Annotated in this window: 20 protein-coding genes; 12 read left to right on the top strand and 8 right to left on the bottom strand. The window is 39.2% G+C overall.

What is annotated here, in order from left to right; translation table 11 throughout:
• Positions 1–18 precede the first annotated feature (18 nt).
• Positions 19–579, bottom strand: a complete 561-nt coding sequence (locus tag M2448_RS15295; RefSeq protein WP_280647032.1) for a hypothetical protein — start codon at positions 577–579, stop codon at positions 19–21.
• Between the two features lie 237 nt (positions 580–816).
• Here M2448_RS15295 and M2448_RS15290 point away from each other — a divergent pair, with 237 nt between their 5' ends.
• Entirely contained in the window at positions 817–2,265 is a 1,449-nt protein-coding gene (locus M2448_RS15290; RefSeq protein WP_280647031.1) for a cation:proton antiporter, read from the top strand.
• 250 nt (positions 2,266–2,515) lie between these two features.
• On the opposite strand, the gene M2448_RS15285 is transcribed toward M2448_RS15290, so the two are convergent.
• Entirely contained in the window at positions 2,516–3,187 is a 672-nt protein-coding gene (locus M2448_RS15285) for a hypothetical protein (RefSeq protein ID WP_280647030.1), read from the bottom strand.
• Positions 3,188–3,901: 714 nt separating this feature from the next.
• Here M2448_RS15285 and M2448_RS15280 point away from each other — a divergent pair.
• The 3 genes from M2448_RS15280 (at position 3,902) to M2448_RS15270 (ending at position 6,867) form a co-directional block, all read left to right on the top strand.
• Positions 3,902–4,159 (top strand): hypothetical protein, encoded by a 258-nt coding sequence (locus M2448_RS15280; RefSeq protein WP_280647029.1) that lies wholly within the window; start codon positions 3,902–3,904, stop codon positions 4,157–4,159.
• A gap of 138 nt (positions 4,160–4,297) precedes the next feature.
• The gene (locus tag M2448_RS15275; protein WP_280647028.1) at positions 4,298–5,401 is read left to right on the top strand and encodes a universal stress protein; all 1,104 of its coding nucleotides are present in this window, start codon (positions 4,298–4,300) and stop codon (positions 5,399–5,401) included.
• Positions 5,402–5,715: 314 nt separating this feature from the next.
• Positions 5,716–6,867, top strand: coding sequence for a metallophosphoesterase (locus M2448_RS15270; RefSeq protein ID WP_280647027.1), 1,152 nt, complete (start codon positions 5,716–5,718; stop codon positions 6,865–6,867).
• A gap of 336 nt (positions 6,868–7,203) precedes the next feature.
• Here M2448_RS15270 and M2448_RS15265 read toward each other — a convergent pair whose 3' ends face one another.
• Positions 7,204–8,109 carry a TIGR01777 family oxidoreductase gene (locus tag M2448_RS15265; protein WP_280647026.1) on the bottom strand — a complete coding sequence of 302 codons (906 nt, stop codon included), beginning with the start codon at positions 8,107–8,109 and terminating at the stop codon, positions 7,204–7,206.
• Between the two features lie 187 nt (positions 8,110–8,296).
• The gene (locus M2448_RS15260) at positions 8,297–8,890 is read right to left on the bottom strand and encodes a DUF4230 domain-containing protein (protein ID WP_280647025.1); all 594 of its coding nucleotides are present in this window, start codon (positions 8,888–8,890) and stop codon (positions 8,297–8,299) included.
• A 176-nt stretch (positions 8,891–9,066) separates the two neighbouring features.
• On the opposite strand from M2448_RS15260, the gene M2448_RS15255 reads away from it, so the two are divergent.
• Positions 9,067–9,588, top strand: coding sequence for a DNA-3-methyladenine glycosylase I (locus tag M2448_RS15255; RefSeq protein ID WP_280647085.1), 522 nt, complete (start codon positions 9,067–9,069; stop codon positions 9,586–9,588).
• A 1,158-nt stretch (positions 9,589–10,746) separates the two neighbouring features.
• Here the strand turns inward: M2448_RS15255 and tpx are convergent.
• From tpx to M2448_RS15240, 3 genes are read right to left on the bottom strand one after another with little or no spacing between them, the layout of a single operon-like run.
• Positions 10,747–11,250, bottom strand: a complete 504-nt coding sequence (gene tpx, locus M2448_RS15250; protein WP_280647024.1) for a thiol peroxidase — start codon at positions 11,248–11,250, stop codon at positions 10,747–10,749.
• A gap of 29 nt (positions 11,251–11,279) precedes the next feature.
• Entirely contained in the window at positions 11,280–11,915 is a 636-nt protein-coding gene (locus M2448_RS15245) for an NAD(P)H-dependent oxidoreductase (RefSeq protein ID WP_280647084.1), read from the bottom strand.
• A gap of 1 nt (position 11,916) precedes the next feature.
• Positions 11,917–12,351 (bottom strand): MarR family transcriptional regulator, encoded by a 435-nt coding sequence (locus M2448_RS15240; protein ID WP_280647023.1) that lies wholly within the window; start codon positions 12,349–12,351, stop codon positions 11,917–11,919.
• Between the two features lie 105 nt (positions 12,352–12,456).
• Here M2448_RS15240 and M2448_RS15235 point away from each other — a divergent pair, with 105 nt between their 5' ends.
• The 4 genes from M2448_RS15235 (at position 12,457) to M2448_RS15220 (ending at position 15,655) form a co-directional block, all read left to right on the top strand.
• Complete coding sequence (locus M2448_RS15235) at positions 12,457–12,603, top strand: hypothetical protein (RefSeq protein ID WP_280647022.1); 147 nt, start codon at positions 12,457–12,459, stop codon at positions 12,601–12,603.
• Positions 12,604–12,694: 91 nt separating this feature from the next.
• Positions 12,695–13,813 carry a phage portal protein gene (locus M2448_RS15230; protein ID WP_280647021.1) on the top strand — a complete coding sequence of 373 codons (1,119 nt, stop codon included), beginning with the start codon at positions 12,695–12,697 and terminating at the stop codon, positions 13,811–13,813.
• Positions 13,814–14,041: 228 nt separating this feature from the next.
• A complete protein-coding gene (locus M2448_RS15225) occupies positions 14,042–14,545 on the top strand; it encodes a hypothetical protein (RefSeq protein WP_280647020.1) in 504 nt (167 codons plus the stop codon).
• A 363-nt stretch (positions 14,546–14,908) separates the two neighbouring features.
• A complete protein-coding gene (locus M2448_RS15220) occupies positions 14,909–15,655 on the top strand; it encodes a hypothetical protein (protein ID WP_280647019.1) in 747 nt (248 codons plus the stop codon).
• Between the two features lie 79 nt (positions 15,656–15,734).
• Here M2448_RS15220 and M2448_RS15215 read toward each other — a convergent pair whose 3' ends face one another.
• A complete protein-coding gene (locus tag M2448_RS15215) occupies positions 15,735–15,917 on the bottom strand; it encodes a hypothetical protein (RefSeq protein WP_280647015.1) in 183 nt (60 codons plus the stop codon).
• A gap of 73 nt (positions 15,918–15,990) precedes the next feature.
• Between M2448_RS15215 and M2448_RS15210 the strand changes: the two genes are divergently transcribed.
• The 3 genes from M2448_RS15210 to M2448_RS15200 all read left to right on the top strand — a co-directional run.
• On the top strand, positions 15,991–16,506 hold the full coding sequence (locus tag M2448_RS15210) for a hypothetical protein (RefSeq protein WP_280647018.1): 516 nt from the start codon (positions 15,991–15,993) through the stop codon (positions 16,504–16,506).
• Between the two features lie 289 nt (positions 16,507–16,795).
• The gene (locus M2448_RS15205; RefSeq protein ID WP_280647017.1) at positions 16,796–17,176 is read left to right on the top strand and encodes a hypothetical protein; all 381 of its coding nucleotides are present in this window, start codon (positions 16,796–16,798) and stop codon (positions 17,174–17,176) included.
• Between the two features lie 289 nt (positions 17,177–17,465).
• The coding region (locus M2448_RS15200; RefSeq protein ID WP_280697171.1) for a hypothetical protein at positions 17,466–17,820 on the top strand (355 nt) is incomplete at its 3' end.

Here is a 17,820-nt window from a genome sequence, read left to right as displayed (position 1 = left end):
ATAATTAGCGACAGATTCTTATTCATATATCCTGCCATCTTCGAGCAGATTGCCGATAAAAGACCAGTCGGGAATGGTTATTTCGTCATCATTGTCGAGCATACAGGTAACGCCACATCCGAGATTACCGAACGGATCGAAGTTATACCAGCGGTGACCTGTTTCCGAATCGATACCGAAATAACGGTATTCATCTTTCAACTGTTTATCATGCATTTTGTGAAGTTCGGCTATCTGAAATTTCAATACTTCCATCGTAAACTCCATCCCTTGAAGAGCAGACATATTCATTTTATCAAATTCGTCTTTCAAGTCAGGGCTTGTAAATTTACGGCTCAGCCTGTTGGCATCGGGACATTCGGTTATGCTCAGCCAACTATTATCAAAAGCAGCAGGCTCCGATCCGAAACACTCTTTCAATATACAGAGAATGAGTTCGAACGAAGGTTCTTCATTCAGATAAATAATCTGATTGTCGTTCAGGTTTTTATACAAGGCAAGCAGGTATTCTTCCAGATCCCTGTTTTTAAATTCGTCTTTAAGCTCGTAAATATAATCCGCAAACTCATTTAAAGTCATAATTATCCATCCTTATACAGTAGTGTAAAGGTAGTAAGAATCTTCGTTTTTTATTTTCCTATACTACGCTTATTCATGTTATTGATATAAACTTATACAACATTTAACAAAATTATAAAAACCGATTAAATTATTCGCCTGTTATAATCCTTAAGGTGTAAAGTATGACAAAAGATTTGCATTGTTAAGATTTTACAGCACCACTTCATATTATTTAATCACCGAAAGCAGCACATCATGAAAATTATTAAAAAAATCAGGACAATCCTTTTTTATATTCTCATTATCGGCGGATTCTCCGCTCTTGTGTATTGGATCATAACAGTAGGTAAAGGTCTCGAGAAGGGAGAAAAAATCACGACAAAGGCCATATCGGCCAATTCGTTCAATGAATTTACCGACTCGTTTGTCGAAAATCTGCACCATCCGGCAGGCATATTATTACTTCAGGTCATTATCATCATTATAGCCGCCAGGCTGTTTGGTGCCGTATTCAAAAAAATGGGGCAACCATCCGTCATTGGCGAAATACTGGCAGGAATCGTATTGGGACCATCTCTACTAGGGCTTTACTTCCCCGAAGTGTCACAGTTTATTTTCCCGGCTCAATCGCTTGGCAATCTACAGGTACTAAGCCAGATCGGGCTTGTCCTGTTTATGTTTATAGTAGGGATGGAACTCAACCTGAACGTATTGAAGAACAAAGCTCACGAGGCAGTCGTCATCAGCCATGCCAGTATCATCATTCCATTCGCGATGGGTGTAGGGTTGGCATATTTTATATACGCATCCTTTGCTCCTAAAGGAATTGAATTTGCCTCTTTCGGCCTTTTTCTGGGTATATCGATGAGCATTACAGCCTTTCCCGTTCTGGCACGCATTATTCAGGAGCGCAATATGCAAAAGAGCCGTTTGGGAGCTATTGCCATCACCTGTGCAGCTGCCGACGATATCACAGCGTGGTGCCTGCTGGCTGTTGTGATAGCTATTGTTAAAGCCGGATCGGTATTCAGTGCCTTATATACCATTTTACTGGCAGTGGCATACGTACTGATAATGCTGAAAGTAATACGCCCTTTCCTGCAAAAGCTCGGCAATACGCACGATTCGGCAAAAGGCGTCAGTAAATCGCTTATTGCTACCGTCTTCCTTGTGTTACTTATTTCTTCTTTCGTTACCGAAGCCATAGGCATACATGCCTTGTTCGGAGCATTCATGGCTGGAACCATTATGCCCGAAAACACGAAACTGAGAAGCCTGTTTACAGAAAAAATAGAAGATATAGCACTGGTCATGCTGCTTCCGCTGTTTTTTGTGATCACCGGACTACGAACACAGATAGGCTTGCTCAACAGCCCCGAACTGTGGGAGGTGACAGGAATGATTATTCTGGTAGCCGTATTGGGGAAATTCGGCGGCAGTGCTATTGCAGCCCGCTTTGTAGGGCAGAACTGGAAAGACAGTTTTACCATAGGCGCACTGATGAACACCAGAGGACTGATGGAACTGGTGGTGCTCAATATCGGTTACGATCTGGGGGTACTCAATGCCGAAATATTTGCTATGATGGTGATTATGGCACTCGTCACTACCTTTATGACAGGCCCTATACTGAACCTTATACAGAAAGCATATAAGAGTAGTACGGCGGCACAAGCGGCTTCTACAATGGATAAAACAATTTAAGCCCGGATTGTAAAATACTCCAAATTTGACTTGGTCGATTAAAAACAGAACTTAATAACTATGCAATATAAAGGGAGTATAAAAAACAAGAGTCCGCGACATCACATCGCAGACTTCCCTAAACTTTAACTCAAACTTTACAAAACTTTTATATACCTTTAGAACAACGATAGTCGAAATAAGTTCAGTCAGGATATATATATTTTTTCGATAAGCTATAAAATTCTATTTATATCTATTCACTAGCACTTTACATCTCCTTATATACCTGTTCGTTATACAAATATCCCTTCGTGAAAACATAAAACATAGCCGCCACAAAACAAAATCCGGCTACTGTAGAGAAAAGTGTAAGATTTTGAGCCACACTATCGACAGCCATTGCATCCATATTGGTACTTATCATGTATAATGTATAGTAGGTCTTTGCAATATCTGTGAGCAACGAAACTCCGTTGATAGCGGTAAATATCCCCAGCAGTCTGAGTCCTCCCACATAATATTCGTTATGCAAAAACAGTATCCCACCTACTACCACATACGTTAGAGCCCGTACAAAAACAAGAATATGGGATAACAACTGTAGTGAGCTTTTCACAGAAGATAGGCTCCCGGCAAACACCTTATAAAGCAATATATACACAAATACCTGCAACAGGAGTATACAAACTGCTGCATAGATCAACGAGCCTGCACCCTTTAGGTCTATTGCAGTCAGGTATTGCCCCAGCAAGAGCAATAAGAAAACATGCAAAAGACCGTACGGGACAAAAATCCAGGTACTGAACAAATCGATACCTAATTGCTCTGTCACATATTCCGATAAGATGACATCGGTGAGAAAAACCACTACTGATAAAATAATAGCCAGCAGTAAGTTCGGTCTTTCGATAGGTTGCAAAGACGCATTGTTTGCCTTCATTATTTCTTTGTCTTGTCTTGTTTGTCTTACTAAGCTGCTATACAGTCCATGTATCCCCCAAATACATTAAGAGCCTGTTTAAATTTTACCAAAACATTTTGTTATCGTTCTTTTTTCGTTCATTTTCAGTCTCTTTTTGTCCGATTTTCCCCTTTCTTCAGCTTGAATAGCCCGCTATTCGCGCTTCAGATAAGAAAAAAATCATTCCAAAAATAGTGCTGAAAACCTAAACGAATAAAATTTAAACAGGCTCTAATACCTTTCAGCAACTATTCTCTATCCATTTTTCTAATTCGTAATGTTTGTATCAATCAATAAAAGAATAAAGATAGTAAATAAATTAACTTAAATTCCTATAAATCAAAAAATAAAATATGATTTCCCGTTTAACACTTCATTATTTTTTTCCCGCTCGTTTATCTATAGAATAAAACAGCCTATGGACTTAGTATTTTTATGCATCGCCCTTGTTCTGACAACAGTAGTTTCTCTTTATTTCGGAAAAATATTATCTATAAAATTACCTGAATATCATAAATGGTTTGACCGAAAGCCTTTCAATTGCAGACCATGCCTTACATTTCACACAATATGTTGTATATCAACAATTATAAGCATATACATATCATACACAGGGATTATAGTATCAGGAATTTTTATAGCATTCGTAACATTTTTCATCCTAAAATTTATTGATAATAAAAAAATAATAAAATGAACAAAACAGACTTAAAACAAGAAGTAGAACAACTTTTAGCTGATATTGACAGAACACATCGCTACTCGATGAGCCGGATATACACCCTCGCGAATACAGTATTCAACAAAACAGACAAACCTCAGTCGTGCGCAAGCTGCCTTATAAGGAAAGTACGCGAACTCAGAAACTGGCTCGAAACTCAGAAAGTTGAAGAACAGCCAACAGCGACTAAAGTAAAGCCTAAAAGAGTAAACAGGAAAAAGAAAGATTGAAAATACCGCCCTCAACGGCAAAACTAAGTAAAAGCTTGTTGCTTTTTGTTAAAAAGATAGCGTTTTGCGGTTTATAATCAGAATAGTTTTTAGTAAATTTGTTATAAAAGGAGATCATAACAAATAAACACCAAAAATATGAAAGACAATCTGATTACATTAGCTGTACATACAGCTCCCAAAGCGCATATCTTACAACAGACGCTAAAGGAAAGAGGTATTGAGGCACATCTGATAGACATACCCGGCCCCGAAAACATATCGGGTGGCATAGCTGTAAAAATAGACGAAGCAGACCTGACCAAAGCACTCACGATCATCGAAGGTGTCGGGCTATTCAGATACAACGATGAAGGGATACATAAGATAGATGACGGACGCAAACGTATTCTGGTTGCTATCGACTTTTCCGACTACTCGCTCAAAGCCTGCCGCGCAGCATTTACCGTTGCCCATCAGATGAATGCCAAAGTAAAGATTCTGCATGTGTACAGATTGCATTATCCGATGACCTTTCCGTTCGCCGATGTGATAAACAACGACGAACACGATATGCTCGACAAGGCCAGAAGCAAGATGTTGAACTTCTGTCTCGAGATAGACAAGAAAATATCAGAAAAAGACTTCCCTTCTGTCAACTACTCCTATTCGCTAAGGGAAGGTATCGTAGAAGAAGAGATCGAAAACTTCGTGGACGAATACAAGCCCTTCCTACTGGTACTGGGGAAAAAAGGAGCCAGCAATGTCGCCGAGCATCCACTAGGTAATGTTACGGCAGACATCATAGAAATGACTAATGTGCCGGTGATGGCAGTACCCGAAAACTCGCCTGTGAAGAAAGTAGAAGATGTGAAACACATCGCATTCCTTACCAACTTCCAGAAGAAAGATCTGGAATCGTTCGACCATCTGGTAAACATACTCAGGCCATATCCCGAAGTTCGTATCACGCTGCTGCATATCAATGCCATAAATAAGAAAGGCGACAAATGGTCAGAAACCGAACTGCTGGGTATGAAAGAATTCTTTAAAAGGAAATATCCCGAACTGAATATAGGATATGAAATGATAGACAGCCCCGATATGCTTGAGGCTGTAAATTACTATATAGATACTGAAGAGGTAAGCGTTGTAGCAATGAATACACGCCGGCGCAATCTGCTGGGACGCATATTTATGCCTAGCTTGTCGCGCAAGGTACTGGTAAACAACAATGTGATACTGGTTATCTTTAGAGGATAAATATAAGAGCCTGTTTAAATTTTATTCGTTTAGGTTTTCAGAACTATTTTTGGAATGATTTTTTTCTTATCTGAAGCGCGAATAGCGGGCTATTCAAGCTGAAGAAAGGGGAAAATCGGACAAAAAGAGACTGAAAATGAACGAAAAAAGAACGATAACAAAATGTTTTGGTAAAATTTAAACTGGCTCTAAAAGGGGCGGAAATCTTATCCGCCCTGTATTTCCACCCTATATGTTAAAGCATAAATAATCTTAAACACTGACGGCATTTGCCGCTGTTATAAATAACTTGCGCAAAAAATATAACACTACGAATGTTTGCACGCATATTCACCATCGTATTCCTTATACTGCTGATTGCAGATATATACATTTTCGTACTTTACATCAGAAAGCTCACCGAAAAAACCTTGTTGCGCGTGCTCTGGTTTGTACCATCTCTGATACTGATGGGCGGATTGTATTTCTTCTTTTATGCTGAAGGCAGATACAGCCACAGGGAAGTGTTTATGATCATATTCATGGCAATAGCGCTCCCCAAGATCATTTTCACTATTGTCTCCCTACCCGACCTGTTGCTTCGCCCATTCTTCAAATGGAAAGCATATCCGTTTACCATACTCGCCCTGCTAGCCGGACTAGGCACTATATATGTCGTAGTCTACGGCAGTACCGTAGGCAAAACCCGCTTTACGGTAAGGGAAGTTGAGTTTTCTTCTCCCGATTTACCTGCATCGTTCGACGGTTACCGTATCGTACAATTGTCTGATCTGCATATAGGCAAATGGGAAGGAAAGAAAGAACCGATAAAACATCTGGTAGAGATAGTGAATGCGCAACGCCCCGATGCCATAATGATAACGGGCGATCTGGTGCACAATGTAGCTACCGAACTCAACGGATACGAGGATATACTGTCGGCACTGAAAGCTCCCGATGGTGTGTACTCGATACTTGGCAACCACGACTATGGTATGTATAAAAGCTGGGGCAGCAAGGCAAAAGAAAAGGAAAACCTCTCAAGCCTGAAAAAACGGCAACAAACAATGGGCTGGAAACTGCTCAACAATGACCATACTTATCTCACTAAAGACAACGAAAAGATAGCGCTGATAGGTGTTGAGAACGATGGAGCACCGCCATTCCCTAAGTATGGCAATCTGCCCGAAGCAATGAAGGGAACCGAAGATAGTAAATTTAAAATTCTATTGAGCCACGACCCTACCCACTGGCGGCGCGAAGTGTTGAAGACAGACATAAACCTTATGCTGGCAGGGCACACGCATGGCACACAGTTTTCACTTTGGGGCTTTTCGCCTGCATCGTTCGTCTATCCCGAGTGGGGCGGAATCTACAAGGAAGGTAAACAAGCATTGTATGTGAATGTAGGTATAGGTACGGTAGGTGTTCCGTTCCGCTTCGGCGCATGGCCGGAGATTACTGTTATTACACTAAGGAAGAAATAAAAGCTTTAAGTACAAGATGTAAATTAGTTTATATTATTTAACGTGAGTTCGATATAAAAATAGTATGTAATCAATTGTTTTCCAAAATATATGGTGCAAATTTCGTGCCCTTTGTGGTTTTTCTTTGTGTCCTTTGTGGTAAAAGAAATAAGATTTAACCACAAAGAGCACAAGGTTTTACACAAGGCTCACAAAGAAAACATATAACTAGCTGATATTTAGATACTATTATTTCGAACTCACGTTATTTAAAGGAATACTACATTCATAATTACATATGCTGCGCTCCTGTGACCGTTGGTTCATAATTCTTAATTCATAATTCATAATTTCTTTTTACCTCTTCCCTTTCATCAGGTTGCTCAGTGCATCATCGAGGTGTTCAAACCTGAAACGATAGTGCAGGTCTGTCAGGTGCTGCGGTATAGCACGTTGTCCATCGAGCAGCATTGTAGCCGATTCTCCCATAAACCATTTTACCAGAAATGCCGGAATACGGAATATCTGCGGACGGTACAACGTAGACGACAGTATGTTTGTAAACCGCTTATTGGTGACCGGATTGGGGGCAGTAAAATTGAAAACGCCACGCGCTTCGGGGGTATTCAACAGGAAAATAATACCATCTATCATATCCTGAATATGTATCCACGATATATATTGAGTGCCTTTGCCCAATACACTGCCCAGCCCCAAGCGGAAAGGATAAGTGAGCAAGGCCAGCATCCCTCCTTTTCGGGATAGGACAATCCCTGTCCTAAGCAGACATACGCGTGTGTGGTCACTATCGGCAGCTATAGCCAGTGCTTCCCACTTGCGGCAAAGCCGGAATGTAAATTCGTCATGCGGCTGGGCAGCTTCGGTTATCACATTATCGTCTTGTGCCCCATAGAATCCGATAGCTGATCCCGATATAAATACGGATGGCGGATTGTCACCGGCCTGTATCAGCTCGGTAAGCTTGCGGGTAATATTCCAACGGCTGTTGCACAGTTTCTCCTTTTGCTTATCGGTCCACCGTTTTCCTGCCATAGATTCACCCGCCAGATTTATCACAGCATCGTATTCGTCGAGCGATGGCAAGGCACCCAACGTGGAATACAGAGTTACTTTATCTCCCAGTTTTTTCATCGCCCTGATTTTATTACGGGTCAAAACGGTTATTTCGTGCCCTTGTTGCAGGAGTGTACGTATAAGGGCACTACCGATGAGTCCGGTGCCTCCGGTAATAAAGATGCGCATAGTAATTTACTTTTGTCAGACAACTTGTCTTTATAATAAACAGCGAAACAAGGGCTAATGTTTTTATTGGGCAGGCTTATTTTTGCCATATTGAGAAATAAAGCTAAATGGGCTGTAGAATAATAAATTGAATATACAATTTCAACGACTGATCCGCATTAATGACAGATAAAATAAGTGTACTGAATCACTTTTCCTTGTATTCGCGCCCTCCTTTAAAGGTAATCAACACGTTTTTGAATCCCATCGCTCCCAGTATCGGGCGAAGCAGTGTGACGGCATTGTCGCGGCTCTGTGTCTCTATATCCAGTTTCACTGCCTGTTCTTTCAATTGAGACTCAGCCGAACGGTATGCCTCGTCTACCAGTTCGGTTGTTTCCCACAGGCTAAACTGCATATTGTAGACGCGCGAACGTGAATGGTCTATCTTCACATGGCATATTTCGGGAGCAGGCAACTGTAGCCTGATGGAGTCGCCTGAGGTGTATATATCTTCCGGTTTCAGCTTAGTGAGGTCTATACAGCCTATCACTTCGCCTGAAACAATCAGTGCTGTTTTAGCATTTGGCAGCCACCGGCGTACCTTCTTATATTCCATTATGTCCTGAATGCTGAATTTCACCACCTCGAGATTGCCCAGACTTTCTATCTTCTCCACAATCATATTGTGCGAAACTTCGGCATTGCTGCTTTTACTCTTTCCACTGAAAGTGTACATCAGCAGCATACCGATAACAATGCCGGATATTAATATAATGATACCTGATTTTCTTTCTTTCATAAGTCCTTTTGCTATATGATGATAAAAGTACAAAAATGATCAGGCGGAAGCAAATTACAGTGTGTTTTCTTATATATTGTTATGTTACCGGATGTAGGATATATCACAGATTTATTCTTACTTTGTTCTCAAACAAAATAATACAGAAATGAGCTATTGCGATTATGTAAAAGAACATTGCCGATGCGGATAATGTACACAAAAAGTATCACGACCATCATTATGGTTTTCCTATCAGCGACGACAACGAATTGTTTGAAAGGCTGGTACTGGAGATCAATCAGGCAGGACTGAGCTGGGAAACGATATTAAAGAAACAGGCAGGCTTCAAAAAAGCATATCACAATTTTCACATCGCCACAGTAGCTGCCTACGGCGAAGAAGACCGCAACCGCCTGCTGAATGATGCATCGATCATCCGTAACCGCCTTAAAGTAGATGCCGCAATACACAATGCTAATGTTATATTGGGGCTGCAAGCCGAATTCGGCTCGTTCAAAAGCTGGCTCGACACGCATCATCCCAAGACTAAAGATGAATGGGTCAAGCTGTTCCGAAAGACTTTCAAATTTACCGGAGGAGAGATTGTAAACGAGTTTTTGATGAGCACCGGCTATCTGCCCGGCGCCCATGACAAAAGCTGTGTTATATACAAGGAAATAAGCAAATTAAGCCCTGCATGGATAATAGTTGATTAATTAACTATTTAAAGCGTTATTTTAACACAATATATTTTTAAGGAACAATATTTATATCTACATTTGGATAGAGAATTCGATATTAATATCGAAAAAGGGGATAAAAGGCCGATTCATACATTTATGACGTATTTGCTTTCCAATTTTTGTTCTTCATCTGCAAATACAGCCAAACGGTCTTTAGTTAAGTAACTTCACTTCTAGATAAAACTTGCAGTAACTATATATTTATATGGATATTGTAAGTTTGTTATGTTCATATAATATTGTTTATTAGATATAAGCCACCTTCCCCCTTAACAAACTATTATAAAACTTTACAATGAGTAATTGTTGGAAAAGCTTGTAGTAAAACAGATTTATTACAAGCTTTTTGCTTATAGAAGTTTAGTAACTATTTTAATTTAACCGAAAATATTTCATATAACTGTTTCTGATTATTCTTTGGCTCTTATTTTTTATTCTTTCTTCTCTATTTTCTACTTTTCACTCTTGGTTTAGCCCGCTAAACCTGCGAATAAAAAGAAAAAATATATTTGAAATAATACAATATAAGATTACCAAACAAATTTAAACAGTTACTTATTCCGGCCGGCATATCCAGGTGCCGGAAAAATATGTTCCTTAATGCGGGGTTGCACTATGTGATATCGTGCAACCCTTTTCTGCTTTGTTAACCTTATTTTATAATCTTCTTGTAGAATCGAAAAATAATGTTTTAATTTGCAACATGGTTAGTATCACTAATCTAAATATATAAAAGGCGACAAACAAGACACGCTTCGCTCTACTATCGGAAAATCTCGAATTTCAGATTTGTATAAGCCCAGAAGAATTAAGAATAAAAAAGACAGATACACAAAGAATTTACTATATAACAAAAGTAACTATAAAAAATGGCGGTCTTTATAGACCTTCCATCCGGCAACAAGAAAAAAATTATTACCTAAAAAATATAACGGAGCCCGTAACAGTTATACAGGAGTTTTTCCTGATACGGATTGCTTTCCTGTACATGTCTTCAGATAACTCACCATTTGCGAAAACCAGGGTCTATCGTCTGCAATCAGTATATATAACTGTTTGGCTTCGCTATATTGAAAAAAAAATCTATGCCTGTAAAAGCATAGATTTTTCCATTTATCTACTTACTCGAATTTATTTAACAGCATCGATAGCAGCCTGATAGTTTGGTTCGGTAGTTACTTCCGGAACCAGTTCGGTATATACCACCTTACCATCTGCATCGATAACGACTACCGATCTTGCCAAAAGTCCTTTCAACGGGCCATCTGTCATCAGCACGCCATAGTCTTTTGCAAAAGATGCATTTCTGAATACAGATGCCGGATGTACATTTTCGATACCTTCGGCCGAGCAGAAACGTCCTGCTGCGAATGGAAGGTCTGCCGAAACAGCCAGTACAACTGTGTTGGGCAGGCCGGCTGCTTCTTTATTGAATTTGCGTACAGAAGCCGCACATACTCCGGTATCGATACTAGGGAAAATATTGAGGACAACTTTTTTGCCTTTCAGGTCTTTCAACGACACTTCCGACAAGTCTGACTTTACCAGTGCAAAATCCGGTGCTACTGATCCTTTTGCAGGAAGTTCGCCACTTGTGTTTACCTTAATTTCTCCTTTAAATGTAATTGTTGCCATAATTTCTTTAATTTAAATTGGTTATATGTTTATTTTATTTCAATAAGAAAATCTTTTTTAGGGTGGCGCACTTTTTTCAGATTCACCAACCAGTCGTTTGCTTCGTCCCTGTAGCCTAGCGGCAGCATAAGGACACTCTTCAGACCGAGTTCTTCGAGGTGCAGCAAACTGTCTAATGCAGCATTGTCGAAGCCTTCCATCGGCGTAGTATCTACTTTCAGTTCGGCAGCCATAGCAATAGAGAATCCGAAAGCAATATATGCCTGGCGTGCAGTGTGAGCAAAATTCTCACTTTCGGCACGTTTCAGGTAAGTTTTTTTCAATCGGTCGACATAGCCTTTGTAACGGTCGGGCGCCTGCTCCCTGTCAGTAGTGGTATGCTGGTAAATAGTATCTATGCGATCTTCGGTATAGTTGTCCCATGCCGCAAAGACTAGCAAATGTGAACTGTCGGCTACCTGATGCTGATCCATAGCAATGGGAACTATCTTTTCTTTCAGTTCCTGATTGGTAATTTCTATCACCTTGAAGGGTTGCAAACCTGACGAGGTAGGGGCAAGCCATGCAGCTTCTACAATCTGATCGACTAACTTTTGATCCACTTTCTTTGCAGGATCGAATTTCTTTGTGGCATAACGCCATTTTAATGTATCGAGTAAACTCATATTATTCTTCATCTATTATTTTTGATAATATTTCTTTTATTTGCTGACGCAGATCATCTATCTGCACATCAGACATATTCAATCCTTTTTTTATAAACGGAGATATTTCTTCCGCTTCTTTTTGCAGTGCTTCGCCTTTGTCGGTGATGGTGATATCTACCAAGCGTTCGTCTTCGGCAGAGCGTTTCCGTACCAACAGATTATTGGCTTCCATTCTTTTCAGCAATGGGGTAAGCGTGCCACTATCGAGCCACAGCAACTCCCCTAATTGCTTTATCGTAACCGAATCATGTTCCCAAAGTACCATCATCACAAGATATTGCGGATATGTAAGCCCCAGTTTTTCGAGGTGGGGACGATACAGCGCCGTTATCTGTCGCGAGAGAGCATACAGGGGAAAACATAACTGATTTTCTAATTTTATATTTTCTGACATTATTTATTTATTCAAATTATATTTTGCAAAATTAAATAGTCTAAAATTATAAATGCAATTTTTTGAGTTAAAAAAGAATAAAAGATTATACGGAAAAAGTATTTTATGCACCCCATCTGTATCATTTCCGATATGGTATATGGTACACTTATGGCTACACTCTGCTATATGCTCGCCTGTACATTCACCAGTACGCTCACCTATACCATACATAAGACAAGAAAAGACAAGAATATTAAAAAAGAAAATTAAGATAAAAGAAAAAGATTGTTCTAATTTTTTTTTTGAAAAATCTGCATTTTTTTCAAACGAGATTATCTATAACGAAAACACAGAAGAAACAATGAAAAATATGGAACAATATCCGGCTGAAAACAATTATGCAGTGATAAAACTGTCTCAATCTGTAAAATCCTATCCTACATTCGTGAAAAACCATAAGGGATGGATAAATTATGACAACGACAATCTGCTGCCGCAACGCATCATCGAGCTTAACAACGAATCGGCTATCAACAAAGCGGTTATCAACAACAAAGTGACCTACATCTGCGGAACGGGTGTGAGAGAGGGCGAATACTACGGGCAACCCAATCCGATAGACGACTGGGATGCGCTGATAGAAAAGATAGCGACCGACTATGTCACTTTCGGTGGATACTGCTTTCAGGTGATACTCAACGAGAACGGTAAGACGGTGAGCCTGTATCATACCGATTTCAGCAAAGTACGTGTGGGCGAGGTGAATGAGTACGGTGCATACCTTAGTTTTTATCTGGCAAATGACTGGCGAAAAACCTATGGTAAATATGCGCCTGTAGAGATAAAAGCTTACGGATCGGAAGAGATGCGGAAAGGTGTGCCTTATCTTTTCTACTACAAAGATTATGAGCCAAGTCTCGACTACTACCCGATCCCTCAATATTACTCGGCACTGAGTTACATAGAAGCCGACGGGCTGCTGGGGAAATTTTACCGAAACTCTATCAACAACGGCTTTGTGCCCTCTACCATCATTACCATGCCGAGCAATCCCACAAGTAAGCAAAAGGAGCAGTTTCAGCGGGATATAGAAAACAGTTATGCAGGTACAAACGGAGCAAACAGCATTGTGGTGCTGTGGGGCGAAAGTCAGGAGATAAAGCCTGTGGTGACGTCATACACTGCCAGCAACAACGCCGACCTGTACAACAATGTGGACGAGATCATTTTCCAGAAGATCATTTCGGCTCACCGCCTCACCTCTCCTACCCTAGCGGGATTATCGGGATCGGGCAATCTGAGTGGAAATGCCAACGAGATCATCAATTCGTATATACTGTACAACCATACCGTAATACATCAACTAAGACGAAAGATACTGGACACGCTCAGCATATTCACCATCAACAATGGTTACCGGAAACTGGCGGTGGACGATCTTACCATAACTAAAGAACTGACAGCCGACAACACTTTATAAAAATACTACTAGTTTTTCACTGATATTTTGCCGGCAGGCATGGGCTGAGAAGTTCGTGCCTGCCATTTTTTTAGTGAATTTATTGTAAAAAACACACAATCGCAAACATTCTCCTTCCGTTAACGTTGGCAGTACCTTCCGGAATATCTATATTTGGTATGGTTGCCGATTTGCCCGAAATGCCGGTACGGCTGCAACGTCAGATTATTCATTTCACATTGTATAGATATGAAAAAGTATTTATTTATTCTATTGTTTTCTATCCTGTCTATAGGAAAATCGTTTTCGGCCGATCAGTTACCCGATATACTGATCATTGGAAATGATACGGTATTTCTGAAATCGTTTCCACTCGAAGACCTGAAATTCAAACTCTATCCGTTCGATTACGGCGGCGGTGTAGGTTCGCCCAACGATGCCTGCCTGAGAGGCTATCAGGCTACATGGGTAGTTATCGATTACAAACTGTATCTGAAACGGATAGCCAAAGTGGGTGCGCCGGACGAGACAGTCGACCTGCAACCTTATTTTACCAGAAACAGTTATACGCCCGAAATGAAGGACGGAATGATATTTGCCAACTGGTATTCGGCAAGCCTCGTTTACTATTTCAGCAACTCTACAAGGTATATATACAAGCCGGGACTACGTTTTTTCTGGGACAAACCAAAGGTGAAGTTCGAAAACGGTCTGATGACCATTAATATACTGAACGAGTCGCAGACTCCATAAAATAGCGCATCAGTTGCCTCCACTTTTATATTTAGGGCCTGTTTAAATTTTACCAAAATATTTTATTATAGATTCTTTTTCATTCATTTTTAGACTCTTTGGGTTTAATTTAGCCCTTTTATCGGCTTAAATAGCCCGACAGACTCTTAGGTTATTGAATAAAATAATGGGCTTACAAAAAGAAAGCTACTTCTTATTAGTCTGACATTGTTTGTTGCGAAAGGTTTAATAGCGGGAATGATATAAAAAACTTTGCTTGTGAATATTAAACTTCGGACGGAAAGGATAGTCTATATTTGTAAAGGAAACAGCCCCTCTTAGTCTCCCCACAGGGGAGACTAAGAGGGCAAAAAGACTATAATTATGAATAGCATACTATCCTATATCCGTTCCAAATCCCCCCTACGGGGGCTAGGAGGCCTATTGTTGGGCTTGCTTTTACTGACAGCCTGCGATGGCGGTGACGATCCTTACAATCCTGAACCAACGCCGACACCAACTCCCGAACCTACCCCGAAAGAAAATATCGTCTTCAACCTTGATGGTGACCTTATCCGTGCGGGAAAGGAAAAGTCGGGCGATGCCGTCTTTAACTTCGACGGAGACTATGTGCGTGCGGGAAAGGACAAAACAGGCGACATCGTATTCAATATAGACGGCAAACTGATACGGGCGGGAAAGGAAAAGACAGGCGATGCAGTCTTTAACCTCGATGGCAACTATATCCGCGCAGGGGCGGATGCCAAAGGCGATATTGTGTTTAATATAGATGGGAAGTATGTGAGAGGGGGTGAGGGGAAAATAGCTTCCTTATTATACACAATGAGTTTTGATAACTGGTCGGATGGATCGTTATATGCAGGTAAAATTTACATAGGCTCAACCTTATTATACACAATGAGTTTTGATAACTGGTCGGATGGATCGTTATATGCAGGTAAAATTTACATAGGCTCAACCTTATTATACACAATGAGTTTTGATAACTGGTCGGATGGATCGTTGTATGCAGGTAAAATTTACACAGGCTCAACCTTATTATATGCAATGAGTTTTGATAACTGGTCGGATGGATCGTTGTATACAGGTAAAATTTACACAGATAATTAAAGTATAAGAGGATATATCGAATTTTTGAACATAATCTTCGTCACTGGGGATTTATCATCCCCAGCAACTAAAAGATTAATCATATCCCCGACCAGCCATCTACCTGAGTCATTTCATCGTGTACACGCATAATATCCGTTACGGCAACTTTCATATTCATTGATTTTATTGCTTTTAGCAGTTCTTCGTTATTCATTGTCTCGCTAGGTACGTCTATAATGGGAGGCGTTAGGCGTCCGCCTACTTCAAAAATATTTCCCAAAACTTTGCTTGTGAATATTAAACTTCGGACGGAAAGGATAGTCTATATTTGTAGAAGCTAAAGATTAATAATTATGAAACAATTAATATATCTGTTTTTTATATGTAGCTTTTTCCTTTTCAATGCTTGTGGGGAAAAGGAGGAAATAGACTATGGAGATGATAATGAAGTAATACTTCCTTCCACAAATAAGATTACTTTTTATTATAGCTCTGATGAATTGAGTTATGCATATTTATATACGAAAGAAGACTCTTATAAGATCACTTTCTATTATCGTTATGACCAATTGGATTATGCACGTTTATATACAAAAGATGACTCTTATAAGATCACTTTCTATTATCGTTACGATCAATTAGATTATGCGTATCTGAATACGAAAGAAGATTCTTATAAAATCACTTTCTATTATCGTTATGACCAATTAGATCATGCACGTTTATATATAAAAGATGACTCTTATAAAATCACTTTCTATTATCGTTATGACCAATTAGATCATGCACGTTTATATATAAAAGATGACTCTTATAAAATCACTTTCTATTATCGTTACGATCAATTAGAGTATGCGTATATAATATAAAATAGCCGAAAGACTTCGGCTATTTTATATGGAATTATATTCCTGACCATCCATCAACCTGTGTCATTTCGTCTTGTACACGCATAATATCCGTCACTGCAACTTTCATATTCATTGATTTTATTGCTTTCAGCAGTTCTTCGTTATTCATTGTCTCGCTAGGTACGTCTATAATGGGTGGTGTTAGCCGTCCGCCTGCTTCAAAATATTTCCCAAAACTTTGCTTGTGAATATTAAACTTCGGACGGAAAGGATAGTCTATATTTGTAGAAGCTAAAGATTAATGATTATGAAACAATTAATATACTTGTTTTTTATATGTAGCTTTTTCCTTTTCAACGCTTGTGGGGAAAAGGAAGAAGGAATAGACTATGGAGATGATATCGGAGTAATAATTCCGTCTGCAAATAAGATCACTTTTCATTATAGCTTCAATATATTAGATTATGCAAATTTAAAAACCAAAGACGGAACTTATAGAATTGATTTCCATTATAGCTTCAATATATTGGACTATGCAAACTTTAAAATTAAAGACGAAACTTATAGAATTGATTTTCATTATACTTCCAACATATTATATTATGCAAATTTAAAAACCAAAGACAAAATTTATAAAATTGATTTCTATTATACTTCCAATATATTGGACTATGCGTATATAAGATAAAATAGCCGAAAAATTTCGGCTATTTTATATGGAATTATATCCCCGACCAGCCATCAACCTGTGTCATTTCATCGTGTACACGCATAATATCCGTCACTGCAACTTTCATATTCATTGATTTTATTGCTTTTAGCAGTTCCTCGTTATTCATTGTTTCGCTAGGTACGTCTATAATGGGTGGTGTTAGCCGTCCGCCTGCTTCAAAATATTTCCCAAAACTTTGCTTGTGAATATTAAACTTCGGACGGAAAGGATAGTCTATATTTGTAGAAGCTAAAGATTAATGATTATGAAACAATTAATATACTTGTTTTTTATATGTAGCTTTTTCCTTTTCAACGCTTGTGGGGAAGAGGAAGATATATCTTTACCTAATAAAGAAGAAGAAATAGAAATAAAACCATCATTAGGTAAAATAGACTTTCATTATGCTTATGATAGATTGAATGTCGGTTATATAACTGTAAATGATGAAAAATATAAAATAGACTTTCACTATGCCTATGATAGATTAGATGTTGCCTATATAACTGTAAATGATGAAAAATATAAAATAGACTTTCATTATGCTTATGATAGATTGAATGTCGGTTATATAACTGTAAATGATGAAAAATATAAAATAGACTTTCACTATGCCTATG

It is taken from the genome of Dysgonomonas sp. PF1-14 (genome assembly GCF_029892965.1).
Lineage (GTDB): Bacteria > Bacteroidota > Bacteroidia > Bacteroidales > Dysgonomonadaceae > Dysgonomonas.
Note: the sequence above shows the minus strand (reverse complement) of the source record. Positions and strands in the feature narration are given on the sequence as shown.

Bases quoted from the DNA above. Each gene is read 5' to 3' on its own strand.
- tpx (WP_280647024.1), bottom strand. From the start codon at position 11,250: ATGGCAACAATTACATTTAAAGGAGAAATTAAGGTAAACACAAGTGGC.
- M2448_RS15210 (WP_280647018.1), top strand. From the start codon at position 15,991: ATGAAACAATTAATATATCTGTTTTTTATATGTAGCTTTTTCCTTTTC.
- M2448_RS15290 (WP_280647031.1), top strand. From the start codon at position 817: ATGAAAATTATTAAAAAAATCAGGACAATCCTTTTTTATATTCTCATT.
- M2448_RS15280 (WP_280647029.1), top strand. From the start codon at position 3,902: ATGAACAAAACAGACTTAAAACAAGAAGTAGAACAACTTTTAGCTGAT.
- M2448_RS15285 (WP_280647030.1), bottom strand. From the start codon at position 3,187: ATGAAGGCAAACAATGCGTCTTTGCAACCTATCGAAAGACCGAACTTA.
- M2448_RS15225 (WP_280647020.1), top strand. From the start codon at position 14,042: ATGAAAAAGTATTTATTTATTCTATTGTTTTCTATCCTGTCTATAGGA.
- M2448_RS15230 (WP_280647021.1), top strand. From the start codon at position 12,695: ATGAAAAATATGGAACAATATCCGGCTGAAAACAATTATGCAGTGATA.
- M2448_RS15220 (WP_280647019.1), top strand. From the start codon at position 14,909: ATGAATAGCATACTATCCTATATCCGTTCCAAATCCCCCCTACGGGGG.
- M2448_RS15235 (WP_280647022.1), top strand. From the start codon at position 12,457: ATGCACCCCATCTGTATCATTTCCGATATGGTATATGGTACACTTATG.
- M2448_RS15240 (WP_280647023.1), bottom strand. From the start codon at position 12,351: ATGTCAGAAAATATAAAATTAGAAAATCAGTTATGTTTTCCCCTGTAT.
- M2448_RS15295 (WP_280647032.1), bottom strand. From the start codon at position 579: ATGACTTTAAATGAGTTTGCGGATTATATTTACGAGCTTAAAGACGAA.
- M2448_RS15260 (WP_280647025.1), bottom strand. From the start codon at position 8,890: ATGAAAGAAAGAAAATCAGGTATCATTATATTAATATCCGGCATTGTT.
- M2448_RS15245 (WP_280647084.1), bottom strand. From the start codon at position 11,915: ATGAGTTTACTCGATACATTAAAATGGCGTTATGCCACAAAGAAATTC.
- M2448_RS15205 (WP_280647017.1), top strand. From the start codon at position 16,796: ATGAAACAATTAATATACTTGTTTTTTATATGTAGCTTTTTCCTTTTC.
- M2448_RS15265 (WP_280647026.1), bottom strand. From the start codon at position 8,109: ATGCGCATCTTTATTACCGGAGGCACCGGACTCATCGGTAGTGCCCTT.
- M2448_RS15275 (WP_280647028.1), top strand. From the start codon at position 4,298: ATGAAAGACAATCTGATTACATTAGCTGTACATACAGCTCCCAAAGCG.
- M2448_RS15270 (WP_280647027.1), top strand. From the start codon at position 5,716: ATGTTTGCACGCATATTCACCATCGTATTCCTTATACTGCTGATTGCA.